This is a genomic window from Brevibacillus sp. NL20B1, from assembly GCF_018195675.1.
Lineage (GTDB): Bacteria > Bacillota > Bacilli > Brevibacillales > Brevibacillaceae > Brevibacillus > Brevibacillus aydinogluensis.
In genome coordinates this window covers 84,874-100,159 of the sequence record NZ_JAGTPT010000008.1, presented here as the reverse complement: position 1 = coordinate 100,159, position 15,286 = coordinate 84,874, and the positions used below count along the sequence as shown (strand labels likewise).

The 15,286-nt window shown below is 56.2% G+C and carries 15 protein-coding genes; all 15 read left to right on the top strand.

What is annotated here, in order from left to right; all coding sequences use genetic code 11:
* Positions 1 to 78: 78 nt before the first annotated feature.
* The 15 genes from dprA to fliJ all read left to right on the top strand — a co-directional run bounded on the left by dprA (position 79) and on the right by fliJ (position 15,275).
* Positions 79 to 1,194, top strand: a complete 1,116-nt coding sequence (gene dprA, locus KDN35_RS07630; protein ID WP_349290961.1) for a DNA-processing protein DprA — start codon at positions 79 to 81, stop codon at positions 1,192 to 1,194.
* Positions 1,195 to 1,301: 107 nt separating this feature from the next.
* Entirely contained in the window at positions 1,302 to 3,380 is a 2,079-nt protein-coding gene (topA, locus tag KDN35_RS07625; protein WP_212132471.1) for a type I DNA topoisomerase, read from the top strand.
* Between the two features lie 21 nt (positions 3,381 to 3,401).
* Entirely contained in the window at positions 3,402 to 4,724 is a 1,323-nt protein-coding gene (gene trmFO / locus KDN35_RS07620) for an FADH(2)-oxidizing methylenetetrahydrofolate--tRNA-(uracil(54)-C(5))-methyltransferase TrmFO (protein ID WP_171564629.1), read from the top strand.
* Between the two features lie 56 nt (positions 4,725 to 4,780).
* Complete coding sequence (gene xerC, locus KDN35_RS07615; RefSeq protein ID WP_171564630.1) at positions 4,781 to 5,722, top strand: tyrosine recombinase XerC; 942 nt, start codon at positions 4,781 to 4,783, stop codon at positions 5,720 to 5,722.
* 16 nt (positions 5,723 to 5,738) lie between these two features.
* Positions 5,739 to 6,281: an ATP-dependent protease subunit HslV gene (gene hslV / locus KDN35_RS07610; RefSeq protein ID WP_212132470.1), complete on the top strand. Its 543-nt coding sequence runs from the start codon at positions 5,739 to 5,741 to the stop codon at positions 6,279 to 6,281.
* Between the two features lie 19 nt (positions 6,282 to 6,300).
* Positions 6,301 to 7,695, top strand: coding sequence for an ATP-dependent protease ATPase subunit HslU (gene hslU / locus KDN35_RS07605; protein WP_304415445.1), 1,395 nt, complete (start codon positions 6,301 to 6,303; stop codon positions 7,693 to 7,695).
* 36 nt (positions 7,696 to 7,731) lie between these two features.
* A complete protein-coding gene (codY, locus tag KDN35_RS07600) occupies positions 7,732 to 8,511 on the top strand; it encodes a GTP-sensing pleiotropic transcriptional regulator CodY (protein ID WP_171564632.1) in 780 nt (259 codons plus the stop codon).
* 381 nt (positions 8,512 to 8,892) lie between these two features.
* A complete protein-coding gene (flgB, locus tag KDN35_RS07595) occupies positions 8,893 to 9,306 on the top strand; it encodes a flagellar basal body rod protein FlgB (RefSeq protein WP_212132469.1) in 414 nt (137 codons plus the stop codon).
* Between the two features lie 3 nt (positions 9,307 to 9,309).
* On the top strand, positions 9,310 to 9,765 hold the full coding sequence (flgC, locus tag KDN35_RS07590; RefSeq protein ID WP_171564634.1) for a flagellar basal body rod protein FlgC: 456 nt from the start codon (positions 9,310 to 9,312) through the stop codon (positions 9,763 to 9,765).
* Positions 9,766 to 9,780: 15 nt separating this feature from the next.
* On the top strand, positions 9,781 to 10,080 hold the full coding sequence (fliE, locus tag KDN35_RS07585; RefSeq protein WP_171564635.1) for a flagellar hook-basal body complex protein FliE: 300 nt from the start codon (positions 9,781 to 9,783) through the stop codon (positions 10,078 to 10,080).
* A 29-nt stretch (positions 10,081 to 10,109) separates the two neighbouring features.
* Complete coding sequence (gene fliF / locus KDN35_RS07580; protein WP_212132468.1) at positions 10,110 to 11,684, top strand: flagellar basal-body MS-ring/collar protein FliF; 1,575 nt, start codon at positions 10,110 to 10,112, stop codon at positions 11,682 to 11,684.
* Positions 11,685 to 11,698: 14 nt separating this feature from the next.
* Complete coding sequence (fliG, locus tag KDN35_RS07575) at positions 11,699 to 12,712, top strand: flagellar motor switch protein FliG (protein ID WP_212132467.1); 1,014 nt, start codon at positions 11,699 to 11,701, stop codon at positions 12,710 to 12,712.
* Positions 12,696 to 13,514, top strand: coding sequence for a flagellar assembly protein FliH (fliH, locus tag KDN35_RS07570; RefSeq protein WP_212132466.1), 819 nt, complete (start codon positions 12,696 to 12,698; stop codon positions 13,512 to 13,514). Before fliG ends, fliH begins: the two co-directional genes overlap by 17 nt.
* The gene (fliI, locus tag KDN35_RS07565; protein ID WP_212132465.1) at positions 13,511 to 14,827 is read left to right on the top strand and encodes a flagellar protein export ATPase FliI; all 1,317 of its coding nucleotides are present in this window, start codon (positions 13,511 to 13,513) and stop codon (positions 14,825 to 14,827) included. The genes fliH and fliI overlap by 4 nt, the downstream gene beginning before the upstream one ends.
* A gap of 1 nt (position 14,828) precedes the next feature.
* Positions 14,829 to 15,275, top strand: coding sequence for a flagellar export protein FliJ (gene fliJ, locus KDN35_RS07560; protein ID WP_212132464.1), 447 nt, complete (start codon positions 14,829 to 14,831; stop codon positions 15,273 to 15,275).
* Positions 15,276 to 15,286 lie beyond the last annotated feature (11 nt).

Genomic DNA, 15,286 nt, shown 5'->3' with positions numbered 1-15,286 from the left:
CTGTCTCCGTGTACAATAGCAGGCGAAACGTCGCGGCAGATGCCGCCGGACAACCACGCACAGATCGGAGGCGGTCGGGTGAAGGTCGGAAGTGATCGATTGGAAGAGCGGGATTGGCTGTATGCGATGATCAAGATGAACGGTCTGGGACGAAAAAAACTTTGGGAGCTGTACGGGCGCTGGGGATCATTCGCGCAAGCTGCCGTCAACTGGAAGAGCGTTTTGGAAGAGGGGAACGTACGGGTGAGAACTGTGCAGACCTGGACGGACGCGCTTGCGCCATCCGCTGTGCTGGCAGTGAAGCAGGAACGAATCCGCGCCGGCATCTCGTTCGTATGTTTCTGGGAAGAGGCATTTCCCCCGCTGCTCAGGAACATTCCAGACCCGCCATTAGCCTTGTTTTACAGAGGGGATGTGTCGCTGCTGAAGCAGCCTGCGATCGGTGTCGTGGGCGCCCGCAAGCCGACTGCATATGGACGGGCGGCGTGCCGCCACCTGGTCAAACAGTTGGCCCAAACAGGCATGGTAATCGTCTCCGGGCTGGCGTACGGAATTGACGCTGAAGCGCACAGGGCGGCACTTGACGCCGGAGCGCCTACTGTCGGGGTGATGGGCTGCGGAATCGACCAGGTGTATCCCGTGTTTCATCGGCGTCTCTACGCGGAGATTGGGTCAAGCGGCCTGCTTCTTTCGGAATATCCGCCGGGGACGCCCGCAAAGCCGGGCCTGTTTCCCGAGCGCAACCGGATCATCAGCGGGCTGAGTCTCGGCGTGCTGGTCGTCGAAGCGGCGGAACGCAGCGGATCGCTGATTACGGCCGATTGTGCGCTGGAGCAGGGGCGGGAAGTGTTTGCCGTCCCCGGGCCGATATTTTCCGAGGTGAGCGCGGGTCCGCATAACTTGCTGAAACAAGGTGCAAAGCTAGTAACGAATGCGGCCGACGTGCTGGATGAATTGGGGATATGGCCTAAGACGCCTGTTGCGGACGATCAGCCAGCCTGTGGAGATGGGGGCAGGCTGGGCGAAGCGGAGAGCAAAGTATACGCGCTGATCGGCTGCGAGCCCGTCCACGCTGACCAGCTGGCCGAAGCGCTCCCGCCGCGGGAACGGCAGCGGCTGCACCAGACCCTGCTTATGCTGGAAACAGGAGGATTCATTGTCAGCTTGCCCGGAGGCTATTTTGCCAGAAAGTGACCTCGTCCGATTTCCTCTAAGCAATATCAAGCCTTGCAGGTGTTTGACAAATCGGATGAGCATATTTAATAATAGGGGAGATTCCTTACAGAAAGGGGAGGAAATAAGTGGCTGACACGCTTGTGATTGTCGAATCCCCAGCAAAAGCAAAAACGATTGGAAAATATCTGGGAAGCAAATATATGGTGAAAGCGTCCATGGGCCATGTGCGCGACCTCCCAAAAAGCCAAATGGGTGTTGACGTATCGAAAGGATTTGAACCGAAATACATAACCATTCGCGGCAAGGGGGATGTGCTGAAAACCCTTAAGGACGCCGCCAAGAAAGTAAAAAAGGTATACCTGGCGGCGGACCCGGACCGCGAAGGGGAGGCGATTGCCTGGCACTTGGCGCAGTATCTCGGGTTGGACATGAGCCAGCCGCTGCGCGTGGTGTTCAACGAGATTACCAAAGACGCCATCAAGGAGGCGTTCAAACACCCCCGTCACATCAACATGGACCTGGTGAACGCCCAGCAGGCGCGGCGAATCCTGGACCGCCTGGTCGGTTACAACATCAGCCCGATCTTGTGGAAAAAGGTGCGCAAAGGGCTGAGTGCCGGGCGCGTTCAGACGGTGACGGTCAAGCTGATCATTGACCGCGAGCGGGAAATCCAGCGGTTTGTGCCGGAGGAGTACTGGACGATCAGCAGTACGCTCTTGAGCAACGGCAAGCCGTTTGAGGCCAAATTCTACGGATACGGCGACGAAAAAAGGGAGCTGAAGTCAGAGGCGGACGTCAATGCGGTGCTGGACCGCATTCAGGGACAGCCGTACGTGGTGCAGAAGGTGACCAAACGGGAGCGCAAGCGCAATCCCGCACCACCGTTTATCACCAGCTCGCTGCAGCAGGAAGCGGCACGCAAGCTGAACTTCCGGGCGGCCAAGACGATGCGGATTGCGCAGGAGCTCTATGAAGGGATTGATCTGGGCGGCAAGGAAGGAACGGTCGGTCTGATCACCTACATGCGTACCGACTCCACGCGCGTTTCCGTGACGGCCCAAGAGGAAGCCAAAGCCTACATCGTGGAACACTTCGGGGCTGATTACGTCCCGGCCGAGCCGCGTGCCCAGGTGAAAAAGGAAAATGCCCAGGATGCCCACGAAGCGATTCGCCCGACGTCGGTCATGCGCACGCCGGACCAGCTCAAGGATGTGCTGAGCCGCGACCAGCTTCGCCTGTACCGGCTGATCTGGGAGCGCTTCCTTGCCAGTCAGATGGCGTCTGCTGTGCTGGACACGATGAGCGTGGACATCGCGGCAGGTGAAGTGACGTTCCGGGCGACCGGTTCCAAGGTAAAGTTCCCCGGCTTCATGAAGGTATATATTGAAGGAAGCGACGACGGCAAGGAAGAGGAAACATTCCTGCCGCCGATTGAAGAGGGACAGACGCTGGAATTGAAGGAAATCGAACCGACCCAGCACTTTACGCAGCCGCCGCCCCGCTACACTGAGGCGCGGCTGGTCAAGACGCTGGAGGAACTGGGGATTGGACGCCCCTCCACTTATGCGCCGACATTGGACACGATCCAGAAACGGGGCTACGTGGCTCTGGAGGAGAAGCGGTTCGTCCCGACCGAACTGGGGGAGATCGTCATTTCCCTGATCGAAGAGTTCTTCCCCGAAATCCTGGATGTGGAGTTTACCGCCCACATGGAATCCGACCTGGACAACATCGAGGAAGGGATTGTCGATTGGGTGAAGGTGCTCGACGCCTTCTACCAGGATTTTTCCAAGCGGCTCGCCGTTGCCGAGGAGCAGATGGAACAAGTAGAGCTGAAGGACGAAGAATCCGACGAGACATGCGAACTGTGCGGTCGGGTGATGGTGTACAAACTGGGGCGTTTCGGGAAGTTTCTCGCCTGCTCCGGATTTCCCGAATGCCGCAACACCAAACCGATCGTCAAGGAACTCGGCATCCCCTGCCCGCAGTGTGAAACCGGATCGATCATTGAACGTAAATCTAAGAGGAACCGTATTTTTTACGGATGCAACCGTTATCCGGAATGCGATTTTGTTTCCTGGGACAAACCAATTGCGCGTCCTTGTCCGAAGTGCGGCGGGATGCTCGTCGAAAAGAAACGGAAAAAGCAGGGCGTCAGCATTGTCTGCACCAAATGCGATTACCAGGAAGAAGCCGATTCCTGAGGACGTGTGGAGGATACCAGCATGAATGAACAACCGTACGTAACCGTGGTGGGGGCCGGGTTGGCAGGCAGTGAAGCGGCCTGGCAGATCGCCCAATCCGGCGTCCGCGTCAAACTGTATGAAATGCGGCCGAAGACACAGACGCCCGCTCACCATACCGACAAATTTGCGGAGCTGGTCTGCAGCAATTCACTGCGGGCCAATTCGCTGACCAACGCGGTAGGGGTATTAAAGGAAGAAATGCGCCGCTTTGACTCGGTCATCATCGGCGCAGCGGACAAGTGCGCTGTTCCGGCCGGCGGTGCGCTGGCCGTGGATCGGCACGAGTTTGCCCAATATGTGACCGATGCCGTGCGCAACCACCCGCTGATCGAAGTGATCAACGAGGAAGTGACGGAGATTCCCGAGGGCATCGTGGTGATCGCCACCGGCCCGCTCACTTCGCCGGCGCTGTCGGAGAAGCTGAAGGAGTTGACTGGTGAAGAGTACCTGTACTTCTATGACGCGGCGGCGCCCATCATCGAAAAGGACTCCATCGACATGGACAAGGTGTTTGTCGCGTCGCGCTACGACAAGGGAGAAGCAGCCTACCTCAACTGCCCGATGACGGAAGAGGAGTTCAACCGCTTTTACGACGCGCTGATCACGGCGGAGGAAGCCCCGCTCAAGGAGTTTGAGAAGGAGATCTATTTCGAAGGCTGCATGCCGATTGAAGTGATGGCCAAACGGGGACGGCAGACGATGCTGTTCGGTCCGCTGAAACCGGTGGGCTTGATTGATCCGCGCACCGGCAAGCAGCCGTTTGCCGTCGTGCAGCTTCGCCAGGACAACGGAGCGGCCACCCTGTACAACATGGTCGGCTTCCAGACACATCTCAAGTGGCCGGAACAAAAACGGGTCTTTTCGCTCATCCCTGGCTTGGAAAACTGCGAAATCGTCCGCTACGGCGTGATGCATCGCAATACGTTCATCAATTCGCCCAGGCTGCTTCGTCCCACCTATCAGTACAAGGGGCGGGACACGCTGTTTTTCGCCGGACAGATGACCGGCGTGGAAGGATACGTGGAGTCGGCCGCATCGGGATTGCTGGCGGGCATAAACGCGGCCCGGCTGGCCAAGGGAGAGGAACTGCTTGTCCTTCCACCGGAGACGGTGATAGGCAGCATGGCGCGGTACATTACGACCGCAGACCCAAACAACTTTCAACCGATGAATGCCAACTTCGGGCTTGTTCCCGAGCTGCCGAAACGCATTCGCAACAAGCGGGAGAAGAACGAAAAACTCGCTGAGCGGGCGCTAGACACAATTCAGAATTTTACACAAAAAAGACACAAATTAAGTTGATATACGATTTTCGGCTGTGTTACTATATAGGTGCCTTTGAGGAGGGTGCATGCCAGATGGACAAATCGCAGCAGATATCCATAGACATTGAGCTGTTCACCCGTTACTTGCGCGTCGAAAAAAATGCCTCTCCTCATACGGTGAAGCAGTACGTGGCTGATATTAACGAATTCGTCGCCTTTATGGAACAGCACCAAATCCCCGTATTTGCTGCTGTTTCTTATTTACACGGCCGCTCTTTTCTCGCTCATTTGGCGAAAAGGGGGCTGTCACGGCGCAGTATCGCCCGCAAGCTGTCCAGTTTGCGCAGTCTGTACCGTTTTTTGCTGAGGGAAGGCCGGTTGGAGCAAAATCCGTTTCAACTGGTGTCCACGCCCAAGGTGGAAAAAAAGCTCCCTTCGTTCCTATATCCGCATGAACTGCAACCATTTTTTGACCTGCCTGACACACAGACCCCGCTCGGCATGCGCGATCGGCTCATTTTCGAGCTGCTGTATGCGAGCGGGATTCGCGTGTCCGAGCTGGTGACGCTGACGCTGGATGCGGTCCATGTCTCCAGGGGAATCGCCTTGGTGTACGGAAAAGGGGCCAAGGAGCGATATGTGCCGATCGGCAGTTATGCTTGTGACATTCTCCGGCAATACCTAGAATATGGAAGACCAAAACTGCTATCCGGTAACAGCGACCACGGCTATCTGCTGCTCAACTACAGGGGGGAACCGCTGTCCGACCGGAGCGTCCGCCGCATCGTCGACAAATACGTGGAGCAGCACGCCCTGAACCTGCGCGTGTCGCCGCATACGTTCCGCCACACCTTTGCCACCCATCTGCTGAACGCGGGAGCCGATCTGCGGACCGTTCAGGAGCTGTTGGGCCACGTCAACGTTTCGACGACGCAGGTGTATACGCATGTGACCAAGGAACGGCTGCGCCATGTCTATGACGCGGCCCATCCGCGTGCGACCGCGCGTCATTCCGGGTCCGCCGGAAGTACATAAGCGGGAGGAATCTGCAATGGAACAGTTTCATGCAACGACGATTTTTGCCATACATCACAACGGCGAAGCGGCCATGGCCGGCGACGGACAGGTCACGTTCGGCAACAGCATGGTGATGAAGCACGGGGCAAAAAAAGTGCGCCGACTGTACCGCGGTGAGGTGCTGGCGGGTTTTGCTGGGTCTGTCGCGGATGCGATCACCCTTTTTGAAAAGTTTGAAGGCAAACTGGAAGAGTTCCACGGCAACCTGCAGCGGGCGGCTGTGGAGTTGGCGAAAGAATGGCGCATGGATAAGATCCTGCGCCGCTTGGAAGCGATGATGATCGTGATGAACAAGGAGCATCTGCTGCTCATTTCCGGCAACGGCGAAATCATCGAACCGGATGACGGCATTCTCGCGATCGGCTCGGGAGGCAGTTTCGCATTGGCGGCTGGCAGGGCGCTGAAACGGTACGCGCCTCATCTGAGCGCCAAGGAGATTGCCGAAGCCGCGCTGCGGACGGCTGCTGAGATTTGCGTGTTCACCAACGACAATCTGGTCGTGGATGAGATGAAATGAAAGGAAGGGAGGACTCCCTGTGCTGAACCTTGAGCAGTTAACCCCGCGCAAGATTGTAGAACATCTGGACGTGTACATCGTCGGGCAGGCCCAGGCGAAAAAAGCCATCGCAGTGGCGCTTCGCAACCGGTACCGGCGCAGCCGGCTGCCGGAACATCTGAGGGATGAAGTGGTGCCGAAAAACATCCTGATGATCGGGCCGACCGGCGTGGGGAAAACGGAGATCGCCCGCCGGATCGCCAAATTGACGGGGGCTCCGTTTGTCAAAGTGGAGGCCACCAAATTTACAGAAGTGGGGTATGTGGGCCGCGACGTGGAGTCGATGGTTCGCGACCTCGTCGAGGCGGCCATCCGTACCGTCAAGCAGGAAAAAATGGAGGAAGTCCGGGAGAAGGCGGAGAAGCTGGCAAACGACGCCATCGTCAACATCCTCGTCCCTTCACGCAAACAGCAGCATTCGTTCAAAAACCCGCTGGAGATGCTGTTCGGCGGTCAGCAGCAGCAGACTCAAACGTCCGATGCGGAAGATGCGTCGCTGGAACAGCAGCGCCGGCAGGTGGCCTGGCAGCTCGCGAATGGTCATCTGGAGGACCAGATGATTGAAATCGACGTGGAAGATCAATCCCCGTCCATGTTTGACCTGTTTCAGGTTCCGGGTACGGAGCAAATGGGGATGCAGATGCAGGACATGTTGGGCAACCTGCTCCCCAAGAGGACGAAGAAGCGAAAATTGCGAATAAAAGATGCGCGAAAGGTATTAATTCAACAAGAAGCGCAAAAACTGGTGGATATGGACGAAGTCACGCAGGAGTCGATTTACCGCGCCGAAAACCACGGCATCATCTTTATTGACGAGATCGACAAAATCGCCGGAAAGGACGGTCGGGGTCCCGACGTCTCGCGGGAAGGCGTTCAGCGCGACATCCTGCCAATCGTGGAAGGTTCGACAGTGATGACCAAGTACGGGCCGGTCAAGACCGACCACATCCTGTTCATTGCTGCCGGCGCATTTCACATGGCCAAACCGTCCGATCTGATTCCGGAACTGCAGGGGCGTTTCCCCATCCGTGTGGAGCTGACCAGCTTGCGGGCGGAGGACTTTGTCCGGATTTTGACAGAGCCAAAAAATGCGCTCTTGAAGCAGTACAGCGCGCTGCTGGAGACGGAAGGGGTCCGGGTGGAATTTACCCCGGAGGCAATCCAGGAAATCGCCCGTCTGGCAGCCGAGGTGAACCAGTCTACCGACAACATCGGTGCGCGTCGTCTGCACACGATGCTGGAAAAACTGCTGGAAGACCTCTCCTTTGAGGCGCCTGACATTCATTTGGATGTGGTGCAAATCACGCCGGAGTACGTCCGTGACAAACTCGGATCGATTGCCGGCAACAAGGATTTAAGCCAGTACATTCTCTAAATCCGAACGATCACTATTATTGGGAGGAACGTAACAATGGATTTGTTATCAAAAACCAGAAGAATTAACCGCCTGCTGCAAAAATCGGCGGGTCATGCCGTCAACTTCAACGAGATGGCGCAAGTGCTGAGTGATGTCATTGAGGCCAACATTTTCGTCGTCAGCCGCAAAGGCAAACTGCTCGGCTTTTCGATTCACCAGGAAGTGGACAACGATCGCATCCGCAAAATGCTGGAAGAGCGCCGTTTCCCCGAAGAGTACAGCACCGGTCTTCTGAAAGTGGAAGAGACGTCTGCCAACCTGGACGTAGACAGCCCGTACACCATTTTCCCGGTTGAGATGAAAGAAGTATTCCGCTCCGGGTGGACCACCATCGTGCCAATCATCGGCGGTGGCGACCGGCTGGGTACGCTGATTCTCGGCCGCGTCAACAACCAGTTTGTCGACGATGACCTGATCCTGGCCGAAGTGGGCGCGACCGTGGTCGGCATGGAAATCCTGCGGGAACGCTCCGAAGCGATCGAGGAGGAAGCGCGCAGCAAAGCGGTTGTGCAGATGGCCATCGGCTCCCTTTCCTACAGCGAACTGGAAGCCGTGGAGCACATCTTTGAAGAGCTGGAAGGCAAGGAAGGCCTGCTGGTCGCATCCAAAATCGCTGACCGCGTGGGTATTACCCGTTCCGTCATTGTGAACGCCCTGCGCAAACTGGAAAGTGCAGGTGTGATTGAATCTCGTTCACTCGGGATGAAAGGTACCTTCATCAAGGTGCTGAACGAAAAACTGCTGCCGGAACTGGAAAAACTGAAAACTTCATGACTTTTGAAGCCCCTGGAGTCAGGAGATAATGTCTCCAGATGGTGACAATTCTGTGAAGGAAAGGTGTAGCGACAGTGAAAAGCTACACCTTTTTTCATGGGCAAATAGTCCTGATTATTGAGTGGGACTAACTGGTCTCACGAGCCTAAAATTGGCGAATCTCTGTAAAATTATTGAATTCTAGCAAGGATCGTACCAAAAACTTAGTAATATCAGGAAGGATAAGGGATTTAGTCCCATTGAATCATTTTGAGAAAAGTTGCCACAATAGGGCTTTTTTCGTTATACCAGTTTTGCTATGATGGAGTCGTATTCTTGTGTCGAATAAGCGAGAAATTCCGACATTTATGCGGAAAAAGAGCGGAATGAGGGGGTGGAAAGATGCTGGAAAGCGTTCATTTGCATGTCCTAGAGCGGTCGTTGGACACCGCCATGCTTCGACAACGAACCATCGCGAACAATATCGCGAATGTAGATACCCCTCAGTTCAAAAGCAAGCGTGTCGTCTTTGAGGAGTTATTGCAGCAGGAACTTGCGGGGACTGCGGGTCTACAGAAGTTGGAGGCGTACCGTACCAATGAGCGGCACATCCCATTTAACCGAACGGGGACACTGCCGATGCCGCAAATCTTTTCGAATGTCGGGAACATGATGCAACACAACGGCAACGATGTAGATCTGGAGTTTGAGATGAATGAGTTGGCCAAGAACCAGATCTGGTACAATGGTCTGACGCAGCTCACGGCAGGATACTTCCAGAAGCTGCGCAGCGTGCTCGAAGGTGGAGGGAGATAGTAGATGAGCCTGTTTCAGGGAATGGATACAAGCGCCTCTGCGCTGACAGCCAACCGCCTGCGGTTGGATACGATTGCGGCAAACATCGCCAACGCCAATACGACCCGCGCCACATTCGTGAACGGGGCCTGGCAGCCGTACAAACGCAAAATGGTGGAACTGTCGCCGGTAAACGGGCAGTCGTTTGACAACCTGCTTCAGGCGGCGATTGGTACGGTGACCGGCCAGACTGAACAAGGCGTACGTGTGACGGCAATCCGCGAAGACAATACGCCGTTCAAACGAATGTACGATCCGACGCATCCGGATGCTGACGCAGAAGGATACGTACTGCTGCCAAACGTCGACGTGATGAAGGAAATGGTGGACATGATCTCTGCTTCGCGTTCCTACGAAGCCAACGTCACTGTCCTGAACGCAGCCAAAAGCATGATGATGAAAGCACTGGAGATCAAGTAAGAGGGGGCGTAAGGAATGGACATTAGCGTGCTTTCCCGAGTGGACGCGATACAGCCAAAATCCGTGACGAAGTCGTATACGCCTGCCGAGGTCACGAAGTCCTTTTCAGCCTATCTCGCGGATGCGCTGGATCAGGTCAATCAGGCACAGGTGGAATCAGCCGTGCTGGCGGACCGGTTTGCAGCCGGACAAGTCCAGGACGTGCATCAGGTCATGATCGCCGGTCAGAAATCCACGATCATGCTGCAAATGGCCTTGCAGGTGCGCAACAAGGTGATTGAGTCCTACCAGGAAATCATGCGCATGCCTATTTAACGTCGTCGGTATTCTTGGTGAGGTGAACCATGAACGAACGTCTTTTACAGTATAAAGAGCAAGTCTTGACGAAATGGAATCAGCTTTCGCCCAAGCGAAGGTGGATGATTTCCGGGATCGTGCTGTTTTTGCTCATCTCGCTCGGCCTATACATATACATTGCCTCACAGCCGGTCTACACGCCCCTCTACAACCAGAGGCTGAGTGAACAGGAAATCGGATTGATCAAGCAGGAACTGGAAAGCAAGAATATTCCATACCGCATCACGAATAACGGGACGAACATCGAGGTTCCGCAAAAGCTGGCTCAAGATGTCATCGTCGATCTGGCCGCTCAAGGAATTCCCAGCCAGGCAGGCATCAACACGGAGATCTTCTCCAACACGCTGGGTGTTACGGACCGTCAGTTTGACGTGATGAAAAAAGAGGCGCTGCAGCAAGAACTGCGCAAGATGCTGGAACGGGTAAACGGTGTCCGAAGCGCTCAGGTGATGATCAACCTGCCGGAGGAAAGCATCTGGATCACGGAAAAGCCTGAATCAGCAACCGCCTCCGTCATCGTAGACGTGGAACCGGGTACCCGGTTGGACCAAAAGCAAATCAACGCGCTGTACCTGTTGGTATCCCGCAGCGTACCCAAACTGCCGCCGGATAACATCACGATTTCCGACCAGTACTCCAATCTGCTGGAGTGGAAGGAAGGCACCGAAACGGAAGGCTCGCTGACCAGCTTCGAGCAGCAGGAGAAAATCAGAGCCAACGTCGAGCGCGAGATTCAGCAAAACCTGTACCAACTCCTGGGCACGATGATGGGCAGGGATAAGGTCATCGTCCATACGTTTATCAAGATGAATTTCGACAAGGAAAACCGCGTGGAAAACCTGGTCGAAGCGCCGGATAAGGAAAACAACGAAGGACTTATCATCTCATCCCAAAAATCATCCAAAACGTTCTCCGGGCAGGGTGCTCCTCCTGGCGGAATAGCAGGAACTGGCGAAAATGCCGTCCCCGGTTATCCGGGAAGCTCGCCGCAGGGAAGCAACAGCCAGTACGAAGAACTGAGCGATACGATCAACCGCGAAGTAAACCGAATCACCCGCAACATCACGATGAGCCCGTACAAGATCGAGGACATCACGATCAACGTCGGCGTAGAGCCTCCGGAAGGCGGGCAGTTGGATGATCAGACCATCGAAAGCATCAAGCAGGTACTCCGCAACGTGGTGCGAGTCACGTTAAGCGACAGTGGCGTGCAGTTGACCCAGGAGGAACTGGACCAGCACATCTCTGTCTTGCCGCGTCAGTTCTCCGGCAAGGTGGCAGTTGACAGCTCCACCGACTTGACACCGTATTTGTACGGAGCAGGTGCAATCGCCCTGTTGGCTCTTGGTGCGGTCGCATTCCTTATCTATCGCCGCCGCCAAGCGAAGCTGCAAGAAGAAGAGGTTCCGGACCTGATGCCGCCGCAACCGATGGAGATTCCGGATTTGACCTACCAGGAAGACACGGATCAAGTGGTGGTGCGCAAGCAACTGGAAAAACTAGCGCGCAGCAAGCCGGACGAATTCGTTGTCTTGCTTCGCACGTGGTTAGCTGAAGACTAAGGAGTGAAAACAGTATGGCTCGCGGCGCCAAAGAGTTGACCGGACGACAGAAGGCAGCAATCCTCCTCATCTCGCTCGGGCCGGAAATCTCCGCCCAGGTGTTCAAGCACTTGCGCGAAGATGAGATTGAACAGCTTACGCTGGAAATTGCCAACGTCCGGAAGGTTGATTCCGATGAAAAAGACAAGATTCTTGCTGAGTTTCACCAGATAGCGGTCGCCAAGGAAGTCATTGCCCAAGGCGGAATCACATACGCAAAGGAAATTTTGCAAAAAGCGTTGGGCGAATCGAAAGCGATGGATATTATCAACCGTCTGACCGCCAATCTGCAGGTACGCCCGTTCGACTTTGCCCGCAAAGCGGACCCGGGCCAAATCCTGAACTTTATCCAGAACGAACATCCGCAAACAATTGCCCTGGTGCTCTCCTATCTGGAGCCGCCGCAGGCAGCGATGATTCTCTCCGCGCTGCCGCAGGACCGGCAGGCTGACGTGGCCAAGCGGATCGCGCTGATGGACAGCACGTCACCGGAGGTCATCGCCCAGGTGGAGCAGGTTCTGGAGCAAAAACTGTCCGCAACCGTCACCCAGGATTACACCCAGGCTGGCGGTATCGAAGCGATCGTCGCCGTTCTCAACGGCGTGGACCGCGCAACCGAGCGGACCATTTTGGACTCGCTGGAGATCCAGGACCCCGAACTGGCAGAAGAGATCAAGAAGCGCATGTTTGTCTTCGAAGACATCGCCACGTTGGACAACCGTTCCATCCAACGGGTTATCCGCGACGTGGAAAATACCGATCTTCAGCTCGCGCTCAAGGTGGCCAGCGAGGAAGTCCGCGAAGTCATCTTCCGGAACATGTCCAAACGGATGGCAGACACCTTCAAGGAAGAAATGGAGTTTATGGGTCCTGTTCGTCTGCGCGACGTCGAAGAAGCTCAATCCCGCATCGTCGCAATCATTCGCCGCTTAGAAGAGGCGGGTGAGATCATCATCGCCCGCGGTGGAGGGGATGATATCATTGTCTAGAATCATCAAGCTGTCCCACTACCAGGCTTCAGACGAATCGGTATTCCTTGAATTAAGGACTTCACCATTACAGACGGAGCAAACTTCCGAAAGGTTGCAAGAAAATCATCAATTGGTAAAAAATGCTGAGGAAGAAGCGAAAATTATCCTCCAGGATGCGGAAGAAACCGCGCAGGGCGTGCTTCGCGAGGCCATGGAGCAGGCCGAGGAAATCAAGCGGCAGGCGCTCGCGGAAGTGGAACGCTGGTGGGAGGAAAAACGGCGCGAAGCCGAAGCTCTGTTTCAGGAAACGCGGGAACAGGCGAGCCGGGAAGGATATGACGCCGGTTACGCAGATGGAAAGCGGCAGGCGTTGGAAGAAGAGACCGCTTGTGTGGAACAAGCCCGTTCCCTTCTGGAGCAGGCGTACGCCGAAAAGGAACGGATCATCGCCGAAGCGGAACCGTTCCTGGTAGAGCTAAGTGTGGACGTAGCACAAAAAGTGATTGGGACGGAGCTGCACAGCTCGCCGGAAATGGTTTTGGAGATGGTGAAAAAATTGTTGCGCCGCTCTCGGGTGCACGGCCACGTGGCCGTCTGCGTCAATCACCGCCACTACGCATTTGTCCAGGAGCAGCGCGCCCAACTGCTTGCCCTCCTGGACGGACAGGCGGAGCTCTCCATTTACCCGGATCACACCGTCCAGGACGACGGCTGCGTGATTCGGACGCCGCTGGGAAGTATCGATGCCCGAATTGATACGCAATTGCATGAAATCAAACAGTGTTTGCTGGACATCGCCAGGGGGAGTGAAGTGACATGACGATCCTCGACCTGGGGAAATACAGGCAGGCGCTGGAGGGTATCGACCCGGTGCGGGTCAACGGAAAGGTTACACAGGTGGTGGGTCTTACCATCGAGTCGCAGGGCCCGGAAGTGAAGCTGGGAGAAATCTGCCAGATCTTCCCGCAAAGCGGCGAGCCCATCATCGCGGAGGTAGTCGGCTTCCGGGACAACAAGGTGCTGCTGATGCCGCTTGGGGAGCTGACGTCCATCGGGCCGGGCAGTGACGTCGTAGCCACCGGCAGCGCGCTGTCCGTCAAGGTGGGGCCGGAAATCCTCGGCAAGGTGCTGGACGGATTGGGGCGCCCGCTGCAGGGAAGCATCCCGCCTGGCCTTGCCTCCTATCCGACCAACAATGCACCGCCCAATCCGCTGCTTAGGCCGCGCATCAGAGAACCGCTGAGCGTGGGCGTGCGGGCCATCGACGGGCTCTTGACGGTCGGAAAAGGACAGCGTGTGGGGATTTTCGCCGGTTCCGGCGTCGGAAAGAGCACGCTCCTGGGAATGATCGCCCGCAACACGACGGCGGACATCAACGTCATCGCCCTGATCGGGGAACGCGGCCGCGAGGTGATGGAGTTTATCGAGCGGGATCTCGGGGAAGAAGGACTAAAACGGTCGGTCGTCGTTGTCGCCACTTCCGACCAGCCCGCCATGATCCGGATCAAAGGGGCGATGATCGCCACCTCGATCGCCGAGTACTTTCGGGACCGCGGCCTGAACGTCATGTTGATGATGGATTCGGTTACCCGATTTGCCATGGCGCAGCGGGAAATCGGCCTGGCGATCGGCGAACCGCCGGCGACACGCGGTTACACCCCGTCCGTGTTTGCGCTGTTGCCCAAGCTGTTGGAGCGGGCCGGCACGGCGGACAAAGGAAGCATCACCGGTTTTTACACCGTTTTGGTTGATTCTGACGACATGAATGATCCGATCGCGGACGCGGTGCGCGGGATTTTGGACGGGCATATCGTCCTCGACCGAAAAATCGCGCAAAAGGGACACTTTCCGGCGATTGACGTGCTTGCCAGCGTCAGCCGGGTAATGAACGAGATCTGCACCGAACGTCATCTTGAAGCGGCCCGCCAGGTGAAGCGTCATCTCGCCACATTCCGGGAAGCGGAGGACCTGATCAACATCGGCGCCTACAAGCCGGGGACCAACCGGGAGATCGATGCGGCGATTCGCTACAAGGACATTATCCGCGATTTTACGGCGCAGGGAACGCACGAACCGTCCGATCTGGACACCACGATTCAGGCGTTAACCGCCCATTTCGGAGGGGTGAACTAGCGTGAACGTGTTCCGGTTTCAACTGCAAAAAGTGCTGGATGTAAAAGAAAAGGAAAAAGAGCAGGCCGAGTGGGCGTTTGGCAAGTCCGTGCAGCGAAAGAACGAAGAGGAGCTCAAGCTGTTTCGACTGACGGAGCGGCATGAGGCAGTGACGAACATGCTGCACGAGGCGCAAAGCCAAACCTGCAGCGCAGCCCAGTTGATCGAACTCAGCCAGTACCGTCAGGCCGTCGAACAGTCCATTGTCAACCAGCGCCGGACGCTGTACGGGTGTGAACAGGAAGTGGAGCGCTGCCAGCGCAGACTGGCGGAACGGATGCAGGAGACGCAACTGTGGCAGCGGCTGCGGGAAAAGGCGCTCGGGCAGTTTCTCTACGCGGAAAGACTCAAAGAGCAGAAAGAATTGGACGAGATTGGCACGCAGCTCTATCTTCGCAGGAGCAACTGAGGGAGGTTCAC

What these genes read in the sequence shown, in the direction of transcription:
- trmFO (WP_171564629.1), top strand. Translation starts at nt 3,402, where the DNA reads ATGAATGAACAACCGTACGTAACCGTGGTGGGGGCCGGGTTGGCAGGC.
- xerC (WP_171564630.1), top strand. Translation starts at nt 4,781, where the DNA reads ATGGACAAATCGCAGCAGATATCCATAGACATTGAGCTGTTCACCCGT.
- hslV (WP_212132470.1), top strand. Translation starts at nt 5,739, where the DNA reads ATGGAACAGTTTCATGCAACGACGATTTTTGCCATACATCACAACGGC.
- codY (WP_171564632.1), top strand. Translation starts at nt 7,732, where the DNA reads ATGGATTTGTTATCAAAAACCAGAAGAATTAACCGCCTGCTGCAAAAA.
- flgB (WP_212132469.1), top strand. Translation starts at nt 8,893, where the DNA reads ATGCTGGAAAGCGTTCATTTGCATGTCCTAGAGCGGTCGTTGGACACC.
- flgC (WP_171564634.1), top strand. Translation starts at nt 9,310, where the DNA reads ATGAGCCTGTTTCAGGGAATGGATACAAGCGCCTCTGCGCTGACAGCC.
- fliE (WP_171564635.1), top strand. Translation starts at nt 9,781, where the DNA reads ATGGACATTAGCGTGCTTTCCCGAGTGGACGCGATACAGCCAAAATCC.
- fliF (WP_212132468.1), top strand. Translation starts at nt 10,110, where the DNA reads ATGAACGAACGTCTTTTACAGTATAAAGAGCAAGTCTTGACGAAATGG.
- fliG (WP_212132467.1), top strand. Translation starts at nt 11,699, where the DNA reads ATGGCTCGCGGCGCCAAAGAGTTGACCGGACGACAGAAGGCAGCAATC.
- fliH (WP_212132466.1), top strand. Translation starts at nt 12,696, where the DNA reads ATGATATCATTGTCTAGAATCATCAAGCTGTCCCACTACCAGGCTTCA.
- fliI (WP_212132465.1), top strand. Translation starts at nt 13,511, where the DNA reads ATGACGATCCTCGACCTGGGGAAATACAGGCAGGCGCTGGAGGGTATC.